The sequence below is a fragment of the Hydrophilobacter chitinilyticus genome (assembly GCF_049860745.1).
In the GTDB taxonomy this organism is placed as follows: Bacteria; Pseudomonadota; Gammaproteobacteria; order Burkholderiales; family Burkholderiaceae_C; genus Rhodoferax_B.
This window is the reverse complement of the sequence record NZ_CP187561.1, coordinates 3,620,467-3,632,566: the sequence shown is the minus strand read 5'-3', so window position 1 is coordinate 3,632,566 and position 12,100 is coordinate 3,620,467. Positions and strand designations below refer to the sequence as shown.

The 12,100-nt window shown below is 63.6% G+C and carries 15 protein-coding genes; 8 read left to right on the top strand and 7 right to left on the bottom strand.

The features are described 5' to 3' along the window. Positions 1 to 119: 119 nt before the first annotated feature. From ACPWMG_RS16130 to ACPWMG_RS16105, 6 genes are all read left to right on the top strand, one after another. Positions 120 to 992, top strand: coding sequence for an amidohydrolase family protein (locus ACPWMG_RS16130; protein ID WP_483300494.1), 873 nt, complete (start codon positions 120 to 122; stop codon positions 990 to 992). Positions 993 to 1,006: 14 nt separating this feature from the next. After that, on the top strand, positions 1,007 to 1,837 hold the full coding sequence (locus ACPWMG_RS16125; RefSeq protein ID WP_483300493.1) for an SDR family NAD(P)-dependent oxidoreductase: 831 nt from the start codon (positions 1,007 to 1,009) through the stop codon (positions 1,835 to 1,837). 25 nt (positions 1,838 to 1,862) lie between these two features. Continuing rightward, positions 1,863 to 2,861, top strand: coding sequence for a Bug family tripartite tricarboxylate transporter substrate binding protein (locus ACPWMG_RS16120; RefSeq protein WP_483300492.1), 999 nt, complete (start codon positions 1,863 to 1,865; stop codon positions 2,859 to 2,861). A gap of 14 nt (positions 2,862 to 2,875) precedes the next feature. Beyond that, complete coding sequence (locus ACPWMG_RS16115; protein WP_483300491.1) at positions 2,876 to 3,394, top strand: carboxymuconolactone decarboxylase family protein; 519 nt, start codon at positions 2,876 to 2,878, stop codon at positions 3,392 to 3,394. Positions 3,395 to 3,396: 2 nt separating this feature from the next. Next, entirely contained in the window at positions 3,397 to 3,984 is a 588-nt protein-coding gene (locus ACPWMG_RS16110) for a hypothetical protein (protein ID WP_483300490.1), read from the top strand. A gap of 165 nt (positions 3,985 to 4,149) precedes the next feature. Beyond that, the gene (locus ACPWMG_RS16105) at positions 4,150 to 5,190 is read left to right on the top strand and encodes a GGDEF domain-containing protein (protein WP_483300489.1); all 1,041 of its coding nucleotides are present in this window, start codon (positions 4,150 to 4,152) and stop codon (positions 5,188 to 5,190) included. A gap of 3 nt (positions 5,191 to 5,193) precedes the next feature. Here the strand turns inward: ACPWMG_RS16105 and ACPWMG_RS16100 are convergent, their stop codons facing one another. From ACPWMG_RS16100 to ACPWMG_RS16075, 6 genes are all read right to left on the bottom strand, one after another. Beyond that, the gene (locus ACPWMG_RS16100) at positions 5,194 to 6,120 is read right to left on the bottom strand and encodes a CoA transferase (RefSeq protein WP_483300488.1); all 927 of its coding nucleotides are present in this window, start codon (positions 6,118 to 6,120) and stop codon (positions 5,194 to 5,196) included. 81 nt (positions 6,121 to 6,201) lie between these two features. Then, positions 6,202 to 7,185: a PEP-CTERM sorting domain-containing protein gene (locus ACPWMG_RS16095; protein WP_483300487.1), complete on the bottom strand. Its 984-nt coding sequence runs from the start codon at positions 7,183 to 7,185 to the stop codon at positions 6,202 to 6,204. A gap of 252 nt (positions 7,186 to 7,437) precedes the next feature. After that, the gene (locus ACPWMG_RS16090) at positions 7,438 to 7,695 is read right to left on the bottom strand and encodes a hypothetical protein (protein ID WP_483300486.1); all 258 of its coding nucleotides are present in this window, start codon (positions 7,693 to 7,695) and stop codon (positions 7,438 to 7,440) included. A 157-nt stretch (positions 7,696 to 7,852) separates the two neighbouring features. Continuing rightward, entirely contained in the window at positions 7,853 to 8,512 is a 660-nt protein-coding gene (locus tag ACPWMG_RS16085) for an NAD-dependent epimerase/dehydratase family protein (RefSeq protein ID WP_483300485.1), read from the bottom strand. A 75-nt stretch (positions 8,513 to 8,587) separates the two neighbouring features. Further along, on the bottom strand, positions 8,588 to 9,577 hold the full coding sequence (locus ACPWMG_RS16080) for an ABC transporter substrate-binding protein (RefSeq protein ID WP_483300484.1): 990 nt from the start codon (positions 9,575 to 9,577) through the stop codon (positions 8,588 to 8,590). Positions 9,578 to 9,601: 24 nt separating this feature from the next. Further along, positions 9,602 to 10,579 carry a Bug family tripartite tricarboxylate transporter substrate binding protein gene (locus tag ACPWMG_RS16075; RefSeq protein WP_483300483.1) on the bottom strand — a complete coding sequence of 326 codons (978 nt, stop codon included), beginning with the start codon at positions 10,577 to 10,579 and terminating at the stop codon, positions 9,602 to 9,604. A 118-nt stretch (positions 10,580 to 10,697) separates the two neighbouring features. Here ACPWMG_RS16075 and ACPWMG_RS16070 point away from each other — a divergent pair, with 118 nt between their 5' ends. Together ACPWMG_RS16070 and ACPWMG_RS16065 are read left to right on the top strand one after the other, a co-directional pair. Further along, entirely contained in the window at positions 10,698 to 11,246 is a 549-nt protein-coding gene (locus ACPWMG_RS16070; RefSeq protein ID WP_483300482.1) for a DUF4166 domain-containing protein, read from the top strand. Then, a complete protein-coding gene (locus tag ACPWMG_RS16065) occupies positions 11,243 to 11,650 on the top strand; it encodes a thiol-disulfide oxidoreductase DCC family protein (RefSeq protein ID WP_483300481.1) in 408 nt (135 codons plus the stop codon). The genes ACPWMG_RS16070 and ACPWMG_RS16065 overlap by 4 nt, the downstream gene beginning before the upstream one ends. A gap of 22 nt (positions 11,651 to 11,672) precedes the next feature. On the opposite strand, the gene ACPWMG_RS16060 is transcribed toward ACPWMG_RS16065, so the two are convergent. Continuing rightward, positions 11,673 to 12,056, bottom strand: a complete 384-nt coding sequence (locus ACPWMG_RS16060; RefSeq protein ID WP_483300480.1) for a DUF1090 domain-containing protein — start codon at positions 12,054 to 12,056, stop codon at positions 11,673 to 11,675. Between the last annotated feature and the right edge of the window lie 44 nt (positions 12,057 to 12,100).

Genomic DNA, 12,100 nt, shown 5'->3' with positions numbered 1-12,100 from the left:
TGTGGGTGCGGGTTTTCACCGATGAATGTATAGGTTTTACGGATAGCTGGTATCCAGAAAAAGCAAGTCTAGAGGCCAGTAGCCAGCCGCACAATTCGGGAAACCACACACCCCTCAAGATGCCTGTGACACCCGTTCAAACCTACCTCAGCAAGCCATCCAAGCCGCATCTGGCGTTGCCGCCCGGTGCTTGTGATGCCCACGTGCACGTGTTCGGCCCGGCTGATCGATTTCCATATGCCGAGGCGCGTAGCTTCACGCCTGTGGATGCGCCAAAGGACAAGCTGTTTGCGCTGCACCAGTATCTGGGCATCAGCCGCTGTGTGATCGTGCAGTCGGCCGTGCATGGCTTTGACAACCGCGCGGTGGAAGATGCGATGGCTGCGGGTGGCGGGCGCTACCTGGGCGTGGCGCTGGTGCCGTTGTCCATTTCCGATGCAGAGTTGGCGCGCCTGGCCGCAGTTGGGTTTCGCGGGGTGCGCTTCAACTTCATGCGGCACCTGGTGGCCAGCGCTGGGGTTGACGAGGTGGTGGCCTTCAGTCATCGCCTGGCGCCACTGGGCATGCATCTGCAAGTGCATTTTGAAAGCGCGCTGGTGCACGTGCTGGGTGAGCGCCTGGCGCGCAGCGCGGTGCCGGTGGTGATTGACCACATGGGGCGTGTGGATGCCGCCCTCGGCCCGGACCATGCCGACTTTGTGGCGCTGCGCCGCTTGCTGCAAAACCCGTTGTTTCGCATGAAGGTCAGCGGCGTGGACCGCATTGCCTCAGGCCTGCAAAGCTATGCACAAGGTGTGGCGCTGGCGCGGCTGCTGGTGCAAGACGCGCCCGAGCGCTGCTTCTGGGGCAGCGACTGGCCGCACCCCAACCACCACCACATTCCAGACGACGGTGTGCTGGTCGACCTGCTGGCCGACATTGCGCCCGATGCCGCCACACGCCAGCAACTGCTGGTGGACAACCCGATGGCGTTTTACCGTTTCCCTAGCTGAGTGCGATGAGTGCCATGACCGAATCTTTGCAAGCTTTTCAACCCAACGCGCGCCGCCTTGAAGGCAAAGTGGTGCTGGTCACCGGTGCCGGTTCTGTGGGCCCCGGCTGGGGTAATGGCCGCGCCATCGCCGTGCGTTTTGCGCAAGAGGGCGCGCGCGTGTTTGGTGTAGACCGCGCGGTGCAGGCCATGGATGAAACCCGGGCGCGCATCGTCGCGGCCCACGGCGAGTTTGAAGGCACGGCTTGTGATGTGACCAGCAGCGAGGCCGTGGCCGAGGTGTTGGCGCAATGCATGGCACGGTTTGGCCGCATCGACATCCTGGTCAACAACGTGGGCGGCTCGGCCAAGGGGGGCCCCGAAGAAATGAGCGAAGAGGTGTGGGACACGCAAATCGACCACAACCTGAAGAGTGTGTTCCTCACCTGCAAACACGTGCTGCCGCACATGGTGGCGCAGGGCGGCGGGGCCATCGTCAACCTCTCCAGCACCTCGGGCCTGCGCTGGACCGGCTCGGCGCAGATCGCCTACGCGGCGACCAAGGCGGCGGTGATCCAGTTCAGCCGCGTGCTGGCCGTGCAGTATGCCGACCGGGGCGTGCGCGTGAACACCGTGGTGCCGGGCCAATTGCACACGCCCATGGTGGAGACGCGGCTGGCCGGCCAACGCGCCGGTGGTGATGTGCAAACGCTGCTGGCCCAGCGCCAGGCGCGCATTCCGCTGCCCTTCATGGGCGATGGGCGCGACACCGCTGCGGCGGCGCTGTACCTCGCGTCCGACGAGGCGCGCTTCGTTACGGGCACGGAGATCGTGGTCGATGGCGGCATGTCGGTGCGCTGCGACTAAAAAATATTCAACAGGAGACAAAACCATGTTCAAACCTTCAACGCGTCGACTTACCTCTCGCCGCTGGACGCTGCGCTTGGCCGCCCTCGCAGCGGTCACCCTGCTGGCCGCGCCGGGCGCCTTCGCGCAAGACAAGATCACCCGCATCGTCGTCGCCTTCCCACCCGGCGGCCCGGTGGACTTTGTGGCCCGCGCCATGGCCGATCAGTTGGGTAAAGAGCTGGGCGGCCAGCAGGTGATCATCGAGAACAAGGCCGGGGCCAACGGCGCCATCGCGGCCGAATACGTGTCGCGCGCCGCGCCCGATGCACACACGCTGTGGCTCACCAGTGTGGGGGCGGTGGCCATCAACCCGTCGCTGTACGACAAGCTGCCCTACGACCCGGTGCGCGACCTCACGCCGGTGTCGCTGGCGGTGCGCAATGTCGAAGTGCTGGTGGTGCCCGCAAGCGCGCCCTACAACACCGGCGCCGAGTTTGTGGCCGCCGCGCGCAAGAGTGAGCAGCCCTTGACCCTGGCCTCATCCGGCACCGGCAGCGTGCCGCACCTGGCAATGGAGCAACTGTCCGACGCCGCCAAGGTGCCGCTGATGCACGTGCCCTACAAAGGCGCGGCACCGGCCATCAACGACGTGATGGCCGGCCACGTGAACGGCTTCTTTGGCGACATCCCAGGGCTGATCGGCTTCATCAAAGGCGGCAAGCTCAAACCGATTGGCATCGCCGCCACCAAGCGCCACCCGCTGCTGCCAGATGTGAAGACTTTCGCCGAGATGGGCGTGCCCGGGGTGGACTCGGACAACTGGTACGCCTTGTTTGCCGCCAAAGGCACACCACCCGCTGCTGTTGAGGCCATGAACCAAGCCGTGCGCCGCACACTGGACAACGAATCGGTGAAGAGCAAGCTGATGGCTTCGGGCGCCGAGCCCGCGCCGTCGTCGCCCGCCGACCTGGCCAAACTGCTGGCCGCCGACAGCGCCAAGTGGTCGGCCGTGGTGCGCAGCAAAAACATCAAACCTGATTGAGGCTTTTTCATCCCATGCGTTTAAACCCCATCACGCCGGGAACCCGCCCGGAACTGGCTGCCCAAGAGGCGCAAATCCTGGCCGCACGTGGCCGCATTTCGCCGCTGTACCAGGTGCTGCTGAACAGCCCGCCGGTGGCCCACGGCTGGGAGCAAATGCTCTCGGCCGTGCGCAACCACAACAGCTTGCCGGCCAGCCTGCGCGAACTGGTGATCCTGCGCGTGGCCGTGCTCAACCGCGCGCCGTATGAATTCGATGCCCACGTGCCGCATGCGCTGGCCGCTGGTGTGTTGCCGGCCACCATCGAGGCCACACGCGCGCCATCACCACAGACGGCGCCAGATCTGGCAGACATTGAGCGCCTGGTGCTCGAATACGCCGACGCCATGACACGCGACATCACCGTGCCCGAGGCCTTGTTTGCCCGCGTGCGGGCGAGCTTTGACGACCAGGCACTGCTCGACCTGACCGCCACCGTAGCCGCCTACAACATGGTGTCGCGCCTGCTGGTGGCGCTGCAGATTGGGCATTGAGCATGGCAAGCCTTACTGAATTGCAGTTGCTGCAGGCACGGGTGCCCGCGTCTGTGAATGTGGCGGTGGTAGAGGCCGACGTGCTGGCTTTCTGCGCCGCAGGCCAACTGCCGCTGCGCCGCCTGGCTTGGTCGCCCACGCTGCATGAAATCTATGTGTACGTGGCGTCTGCAGCGGTCAGCGTGGCCGCATTCACGACACACTGCCCCTGGGCACTGGATGCCTGCGCCTCGCGGCTGGAGCAGGTGTTCGACATATCCGGCGTTTCGCACGGCGCCGAGCCACGCTTCCATTACGTGGTGGAGATGGACCCCGAAGACGGTTGGATGCCCGAGATCACCCGCTGGTACGACACCGAGCACATGCCCGGCCTGGCTGCCGTGCCCGGCTGCATTCGCGCCTCGCGATTCTTGAACCACGGCCACGGCCCGTTGTCGCTGGCGTGTTACGACCTCACCCATGCCGAGGCGCTGGGCTCGGCGCCCTGGCTGGCGGTGCGCGCCACCGCATGGAGCGATGTGGCGCGGCCGCACTTCACCAACACCAAACGCACCATGTTCGAGGTGCCCCGAAGCGTGGACTTCTCATAAGGATATGTGTGTGCACATGGGTTTCGTGGCTTCAATGCCACATCCCCGTGGCCTGCATGTGGTTGTCACCTCGAAGTGGTAGGCATTCGTTCATTGCGACGATAGACTCGCGCTCGCCCGATCTTCCGGGCCGCAGGTTTGTCGTCAATTTGATGGACTAGAACAATGCACTACAAAGAATCCAGAGAACGCAGCGCCGAACTGCTGCGCGCCGCCATTGGCCACATGGGCCACCATGATGCGGCGCTGAACCCTCTGAGTTTTACGGTCTGGTATGAATATGCGGCGGGCCTGAATCTACGGCTCAACGAAGCCATTGCGCGCCGCCTCGTGGAGGAGCCACGGTTTGGCGACGCGACCATCGAGCGGCTGTACCGCGAGCACATTGCCAGCATCGACGTGGCCACCATGGAGCGTATTGGCAACGACTTCAAACGCACCATGCATGGCATGGCCGAGTCGGCCTCGAACACCGGTGCGCAGGCGGGCGCCTTTGGCGCGCAACTGTTCAACCTGACGCGGGCTTTGCAGGACAGCGATGCCCCCGCATTGGGGCCTTGGTTGTCCGAGGCGCTGCAGGGCACGGCCGAGATGAAAAGCTCCGCCGAAGCTTTGCAGCAGCGCGTGGCCGCAAGCCAGCGCGAGATTGAGCGGCTGCAGGGCGAGCTGACCCGGGTGCGCGATGAATCTTTGGTCGACACCCTGACCGGCACCTTGAACCGCAAGGGCTTCGAGTCCAAGGTGCAGGACCTGCTGCAGCCCGCAGTGGAAGAGTCGCCACCGAACTGCCTGGTGATGCTCGACATCGACCACTTCAAGAAGGTCAACGACACCCATGGCCACGTGATGGGCGACAAGGTGATCGAGTTGCTGGGTGAGATTCTGCGCACCTCGGTCACGCACAAGTCGCATGCCGTGGCGCGCTACGGCGGTGAAGAGTTCGCGATTTTGCTGCCGCGCACTTCGCTCGAAGAAAGCCTGCAACTGGCCGAGAAGGTGCGCGAACGCACCAAGGCCATGAAGATCCGCAACCGCACCACGCAAGAGGTCATCATGACGGTGACCATCTCCGCCGGCGTGGCTGTGGCGCGTGATGATGATGACGTGGCCAGCCTGGTGGCGCGTGCCGATGGGGCGTTGTACCAGGCCAAACAATCGGGCCGTAACCGCGTGACTTGCGCTGAGGCGCTGCCCGACTTCGCTTAGCTTTTACTTTGGCAGTGTGTGCAGCGGCACATCGTTTTGCGTGGCGATGTGCTCTAGCTGCTGCCCGGTCTTGCCTGCCAGAAACGCCGCAATGGCCTGGTATGTGGTCGGGGCCAGCATGTCGCTGTTGGCCGCCAAGCCGGCGACGCCGCATAACGCCGCCGCGAAGTGTGGCTCCAGCGCGGCCACGGCCACTCGGCCACCTTTGCACGGGTAGATGCGGTAGCCCGCATGTTGGCCGCCGAGCAGGGCGCCCGGCGCGGTCAGCCCCCATTGGCGCGGTAGCGCCAGGTAGGCGGCCGCATCGGCCAGCGCGACTTCCAGATAGGCGCCGGGTGCACCGGTGTGGCGCAGCAGCGCCAGTTGCAAGACGGCCTCTGTGGCTTGCAGCGCGCCGCCCATGTCGGCAAACAGCGAAGCGGGCAGGTCCAGTCCGGGCAGCAGACCGTGCTCGGCTTGGTAGGTGAGGTCGTGGCCTGGCTCTTCGGCGCGTGCACCCAAGGCGCCGACGATGGAGACTTGCGACAACGCTGGGTACTGCTTGTGCAGCGTACGCCAGTCGAGCCCAAGCTTGGGCAAGGCAGACGGGCGAAAAGAGGTCAGCAGCACGTCGGTTTTGGCCAGCGCGCGGTGCAGCGCTTTTTGCCCCTCGGGGGTTTTGAGGTTGGCGCTTTGCACACGAATGCCCTTGTGCAAAGTGGCGTAGACCGCCGGGTTGTAGTGGGCCATGGGATCGCCGCTGGCCTGGGCCCCTGAAGGCCCAGGAGGCTCGATCTTCATGCAGGTGGCGCCCATGGCCCGGCAACGTAGCAAGGCGGCCGGGCCGGGCAGGTTGAGCGCCAGGCTCAGGATGCGAATGCCCTTTAGTGGCTTGATCGGCTTAGTCAGTTTGGCGGGCTTTGGGCGTTCGGTGCTTGCAGACTTGGGCATGCGCAATGGCTTTTCTTCAGGTGCTAGTGGCCCCTATTCTGCAAGCGCACAGGGCTTCCCAGCCCTGTGGTTTACGCGGGCTTAGCGGCGTTTTTGCCGTGTGCGGGCGAAGCCCATCAAACCCAGTGCCAGGATCATCAGCGCCCAGGTTTGTGGCTCGGGTACGGTGAGCACTTGGGCATAGTGGTACAGGTCCACGCGCAGCAAGTCGTTGGTTGGGTTCTGGCCCGAACGTGCCGGATCGACGATGAGTTCGATGTAGAGGTCTACGCCGCCCTTGCCGTTGTCCAGCAGCGCAATGCCTTCGACTTCGCGGTCGCCATCGGGCTTGGGCAACTGGAAGATTTCTTCGACCGCGCCGGTGAGCAGGTTGGCGCGGTAGACCGATTGCGCATCGTTGTCCGAGGTCATGTAGAGCCAGTCGCCGTACACCTTGGCACCCTGGATGCTCTTGGTGTTGGTGTCGAGCGTGATGGTGCGCAGAAAGCTCCAGTCGTCCAGGTTGTAGACGTTGAGCGTGTTGCCGTTCTGGTATTCCTTGCCGTAGCCCAGGCCGCGCGCGGCGTCCACTGCAAACCAGCTGGCCACGTCTTTCTTCGGGTTGGCGGGCGAGCCAGTGATTTCGTACGACACGCCGGTGTAGCTCAGGTCAGCCGCGTTGAAGATGGCGATGTGCGGCTTGGTGTAGCCCGAGGTGCTGTCGAGCGACACGTACAACTTGCCGTTGTAGTAGTCGATGTCACCAATGTGGTTGAGCCCTTGTGCCAGCAGGTTCAGGGGAATGCCGGGCGTGACGGCGCCGGGCGGCGTGAAGGTCGAATTGCGCTGTACCGAGGTGAAGCTCTGGTCGGCGCGCTCCAGACCGTATTGCCATGAAAAGAACCACTGGTTGCCATCGGTGGCTATGCCTTGCGAGCGGTAGATGCCCGACTTGGCGGGGTCGTTGGCATAGAACTGCTGGGTGTCGGCGAGTTGCCAGGTGGGGGTGGCGTGGGCCGTGATGGCCGTTACCGCCAGCGTGGCAGAGAACAGGAGCGCGCGGGCGCAAAGACGCAGCTTAAACATGATTCCCTCGGACTTGAAGTGTTGTATTGGTTTGAAGGCTCCTGCGTGTGTACGCATGGCCGAGGGGCAGCGTACGGAGCATGCAAGTCAGCGTTGTGACATGCCGAGGGGACAAACCATCCCGAGATGGCGTTCTGCGTGTTGATGACACCCAGGCTGCGCAGCGTGGGGTATCGCAGCGTATTGCAGCGCATGTACATGTGTATGCGCTGCCTGGGCCAAGGCCTTGCGCCCTGGCTTTAAAGAGTGCTTTTACTTCGCTGCGCTGGCGGCCGTGGCGTTGGCTGCTGCGGCGGCCGCCAATGCTGCGGCAACGGCGTCGCCTGCGGGTGGGGCTGTGTTGTCTGCAGCGGCCGCTGGCGCTGGTGTGGCTGGGGCACTGGCCGCTTCAGCAGCGGGTGTTGCCACCGGTGCAGGGGCGGGCGCCGCTGCGGGAGCTTCTTCCTTTTTGCCGCAAGCGGCCAGAACCAACGTAGCCAGAATGACGGAGAGCGCGAGGTTTTTGTGCATTGGAAGACTTTGAAAAAGTTAGAAGCGAAGGGAGGACAACGGTAAATGGCCCACCGCATGTTGCGGCATGCGGGCACAACGGTCGCAGCAACTTACGTGCCGTTCGTTGCGCTGATCCACCGTTTGCTTATCAAAATCGTCCGGAGAAAGCTAAACCCTACAGTGCATTCAAGTCAGCGCTCTCCAGTAGTTGCTTAGGCGCGCCTTGTTTCGCCACCTTGAGCATCGCCAGGCCAATCTGTTCGCTGGTCAGCACCTGGTTGGGAAACCAGCGCCGCAACAACGGCCACAAGGGTTTGGTGGCCGAGTACAACACGCGGTACGCCGTGGTTTTGGACTTGACGCCGTGCAGCGGCTGGATGGCGCCAGGGCGAAACATGTAGGCGGCCTTGAAGGGCAGGGCCAGCAAGGCGTTTTCGGTTCTGCCTTTGACGCGGGCCCACATCACCGGGCCTTTCTCTGTGCTGTCGCAGCCCGCGCCGGAGACGTAGACAAACGTCATTTGCGGATTCAAGCGCGCCAGAGTGTTGGCGGCGGCGAGTGTCATGTCGTAGGTGGTGTGGCTGTAATCGGCCTCGGTCATGCCGGCGGCGGAGACCCCCAGGCAGAAAAAGCAGGCGTCGAAAGGTGTCAACTCGGCCTCGATGCTTTCGTAGTGCCACAGATCGGCGTGGCGCAGTTGCTGCAGCTTGGGGTGCTGGTCTGCCGTGGGGGTGCGGCCCACGGTTTTGACCAGCGCAACAGCGGGGTCGAGCAAACACTCGCGCAACACGGCTTGGCCCAGCATGCCGGTGGCGCCGAAGATCAGAACGTTCATGGGGAAGGGCTCCGTGGACTCACAAGATGTGGGCCACTTTACTCGGCAAGTACCCGCCATGCGGGTTACCGATCGTTAGTTTTCGGATGCGAGCGAACGTACCCGTTGCTCCACGGGTGGCAGAAAGCGTCCGTCGAACAAACGTTCTGGCGCTGGTGCATGGGCCAACCGTTTGGCCTTGTGCATCAGCGATATGGTTTGCGCCAGGCGTGCGGGGTCGGTTGCGCCGATGCCCAGCGTGGCGCCTTCGCTGTGCGCCATCTCCAGCGCCAGTGTGCCGGCCAGGCGGGCGCGGTTGGCCACGCGGTCGATGGCCGGGTTGCGCAAGGCCACGGCTTCAATGGCCGCATCCACATCGGCCACGGTGTCGGCCACGCCACGGTTGACCGCGCGCACCAGGCCCGCCACCACGCCGGGGTGGTCGCGCCGCAAGGCAGGGGTCACCATCAACGCCGCGCCGTAAAGCGAGGGAACGTGGTGGCGCCATTCAAAGTGGCGCAGGGCGGTGGTGGGCTCGATGCCAGCCTCGATCGACTGCGCGTTGATGGTGTTCACAAAGCCGAACAGCCCATCCCACTGGCCTTGCAGCATCAGCGCCACCAGTTCGCGGTGCGGCAGGCCAGAGACTTCGATCTTCACACTGGCGGGGTCGATGCCGCAGGCCATGCAGAACTCGGGGAACATGCGCCAGGCGGCGTCGTTCGGGTGGGTGACCAGCGTGCGGCCCACCAGGTCCTTGGGCGAGCGCACCGGGCCCAGGGCCGGCACGGCGATGGTGTAGGGCGAGCGGTTGTGCATGGCGTAGACGCTTATGGGCGCGTCTTCCGGGCGGGCGGTGGCCCACTCGACCAAGGCGTTCATGTCGCCATAACCGGCGTCAAACAAGCCATCAGCCAGCTTGGGCACGGCGTTGGCCAGGGTGTCGCCTTCGGTGAAGTCGATGGCCAGGCCTTCGTCGCGAAAGTAGCCTCGGTCATCGGCCAAGAAGAACCAGGCCTGCGGGCCCGAGTAAAACGTGTTCAGGATGAACCGCAGGCGGAACAGGTTGGCAGATGAGGTGCGCATGGTGAGGGATTCTGCAATACAAGCTTAAAGCTTGATGCCCGCGCCCTTGACCGTCGGCCCGAGCACGTTCACCTGGTCTTTGACGAAGCCGTTGAACATGGCCACGGTCTCGGGCTTGGCAACGATGCCCAGTTCGGTCAGCTTCTTCTGGATCTCGGGCATCACCAGCACTTCGTTGCAGGCGGTGTTGAGTCGCGCGATGACGTCGGCGGGCATTTTGGCGGGGCCAGACAGGCCGAAGAAGTTTTCCAGCACCAGTTTGGGTTGGCCGAGTTCGGCAATGGTCGGCACATCGGCCATCAACGGCGAGCGCTGGGTGCTGGTGACGGCCAGCGGCACCAGTTGGCCGGCCTTGAAGAAGGTCACATACGACGTAATCACATCAATGCCAACCGGAATGGTGTTGGCAATCAGGTCGGTGGTCATAGGGGCGCCGCCACGGTAGGGCACATGCACCATGTTGATGCCTGTTTGCTTTTTCAGCAGTTCGCCGTGGATGTGGCCGATGGAACCCGGGCCGCCCGAGCCGAAGTTGATGCTGCCGTCTTTGCGCGCCTGGGCTTCAAAGTCGGCATAGGTTTTGAGGCCCGACGGCTTACTGGCCATGATCACCAGCGGTGCGGCGCCCAGATAGGCCACGTGGGTAAAGGCCGTGACGGGGTCGTAGGGCAGCTTGTCGAGTGTGAAAGGCCCCAGCGCAATCGGCGTGGTGTTCGACAGCATCAGCGTGTAGCCGTCGGCCGCAGAGCCCGCCACCTGTGTGCCGCCGATGGTGCCGCCGCCACCCGGTTTGTTGTCCACCACCACGGCCTGGCCCAGCTTGGTGCTCAGTTGCTCGGCCATCAAGCGTGCCAGCACATCGCTGGAGCCACCCGGCGGAAAGGTCACGATGATTTTGATTGGCTTGTCGGGCCACTGCGCAAAGGCGGGCAGGGCGGCCAGGGCGGCGCTGGCACTCAGAAATTGCAGCGCGCCGCGGCGCGTGGAGCGAAAGGTGTTCATGGGGTTCCTCTGGAGATGACCGGGGCGAGTGGGGCAAAGCCGTAAAAGGAACCCACTAAGCAAATATTGGGCCGGTCGTGTGGGGTGTGCCGTGCGTGCTGCTGCTTAAACTCGGCGCATGCAAAAGAATCAAAACCTCTCCATGGTTCAAAAAGCCATGGGGCCCGTGTTTGACCAGTTGCCCGCCGCTGCGCAGCGGTTTCACCGCCTGAACGGGCGGCACACGCTGCATGGTTGGGTAGAGACCGCCGCGCCGGATTCGTGGCCCGCCAAGTTTCTGGCGTGGTGCACGGGCACGCCGCAGGCGGCCAGCCGTGGGGCTATCCGGTTCGAGTTGGATGCGCGCTCAGACGTGGAGACTTGGACACGCCACTTCCCCAGCCAAAGCATGACCTCGCAGATGCGCTTGCACGCTGGTCATGTGGTGGCGTCCTTGGGCGCCGCGCGGTTGACGTTTCTGCTGCTATTAGATGGCGGCCATTTGGAGATGCGGCTGCAACGCATGCATTTCTGCGGCATTCCTTGCCCGGCCTGGCTGCGCCCGAGGTTGATTGCGCGGGAGTCGGGCGTCGATGACCAACTGCATTTTCATGTGCAAGCTGCGCTGCCTTGGGTGGGGGTTGTGGCCCTCTATAAGGGGCATCTGAATCTGCAGGCGGCCACGTGATCGTTGTGTTTGATGCCCAGTGTTTGTTGTGTAACGGCTGGGTGCAGTTTCTGTTGCGCCACGACAAGAAAGGCGTGATTCGATTTGCCTCGATGCAAGGCGCTGTGGGCCAACGGCTGCTGGCGCAGGCGGGCTTGCGGGTCGATGGGTTGCAGACGCTGCTGCTGGTGGACGACTCGACTAGTGCTGCCGCCGTGCGCAGTTGGCAGCACACAGCAGCCATCTTGCGGCTGCTGCATGCCTTGGGTTGGCCCTGGCGTTTGGCTTGGGTGGGCTGGCTGGTGCCCTCGCCGCTGCGCGACAGCTTGTACCGGTGGTTGGCGCGCAACCGCTATCGCTGGTTTGGCCGCTCAGAGTTGTGCTTGATGCCGCCGGTGAATTACAGCGCGCGCTTTCTCGACTAAAAGCAGAAGGTAAGACTGCGCATTAAAGCGGCGCGTCTTTCAAGCGTTGCAGCTCGGCTTTTTCTTCGTCCAGCTTCTTCTGGCGGCTGGCCACTTTGCTGGCGCTGCTTTGGCTCTTGGCTTTTTCGAGATCGCGTTCACGCTCGGCCACTTTCTTCTCTTGGCCGCGCACTTTGCCGTCGTGGGTCGACTGCAGTTTGGCTTCGGTGCAGCCGCTGCTGACCTCTTTCTGCGCACGCTCCAGCCCGCGCACTTTCTGCTTGTGGCCACCGGCCTTGGCGGCATCGATCTCGGCGCCGATGGCATCAAACTTGGCCTGGCATGGCGCGTCGAGTTTGGCTTGGGCGAAGGTAGCCGAGGCCGCGCAGGTCAGGGTAGCGGCGGCCAACAGGTGCAAAAACTTCATACGTGCTCCAAGTAAAGGGTTGGAGCACGATAGCACGCGGCTTG

Bases quoted from the DNA above. Each gene is read 5' to 3' on its own strand.
- ACPWMG_RS16130 (WP_483300494.1), top strand. From the start codon at position 120: ATGCCTGTGACACCCGTTCAAACCTACCTCAGCAAGCCATCCAAGCCG.
- ACPWMG_RS16125 (WP_483300493.1), top strand. From the start codon at position 1,007: ATGACCGAATCTTTGCAAGCTTTTCAACCCAACGCGCGCCGCCTTGAA.
- ACPWMG_RS16120 (WP_483300492.1), top strand. From the start codon at position 1,863: ATGTTCAAACCTTCAACGCGTCGACTTACCTCTCGCCGCTGGACGCTG.
- ACPWMG_RS16115 (WP_483300491.1), top strand. From the start codon at position 2,876: ATGCGTTTAAACCCCATCACGCCGGGAACCCGCCCGGAACTGGCTGCC.
- ACPWMG_RS16110 (WP_483300490.1), top strand. From the start codon at position 3,397: ATGGCAAGCCTTACTGAATTGCAGTTGCTGCAGGCACGGGTGCCCGCG.
- ACPWMG_RS16105 (WP_483300489.1), top strand. From the start codon at position 4,150: ATGCACTACAAAGAATCCAGAGAACGCAGCGCCGAACTGCTGCGCGCC.
- ACPWMG_RS16100 (WP_483300488.1), bottom strand. From the start codon at position 6,120: ATGCCCAAGTCTGCAAGCACCGAACGCCCAAAGCCCGCCAAACTGACT.
- ACPWMG_RS16095 (WP_483300487.1), bottom strand. From the start codon at position 7,185: ATGTTTAAGCTGCGTCTTTGCGCCCGCGCGCTCCTGTTCTCTGCCACG.
- ACPWMG_RS16090 (WP_483300486.1), bottom strand. From the start codon at position 7,695: ATGCACAAAAACCTCGCGCTCTCCGTCATTCTGGCTACGTTGGTTCTG.
- ACPWMG_RS16085 (WP_483300485.1), bottom strand. From the start codon at position 8,512: ATGAACGTTCTGATCTTCGGCGCCACCGGCATGCTGGGCCAAGCCGTG.
- ACPWMG_RS16080 (WP_483300484.1), bottom strand. From the start codon at position 9,577: ATGCGCACCTCATCTGCCAACCTGTTCCGCCTGCGGTTCATCCTGAAC.
- ACPWMG_RS16075 (WP_483300483.1), bottom strand. From the start codon at position 10,579: ATGAACACCTTTCGCTCCACGCGCCGCGGCGCGCTGCAATTTCTGAGT.
- ACPWMG_RS16070 (WP_483300482.1), top strand. From the start codon at position 10,698: ATGCAAAAGAATCAAAACCTCTCCATGGTTCAAAAAGCCATGGGGCCC.
- ACPWMG_RS16060 (WP_483300480.1), bottom strand. From the start codon at position 12,056: ATGAAGTTTTTGCACCTGTTGGCCGCCGCTACCCTGACCTGCGCGGCC.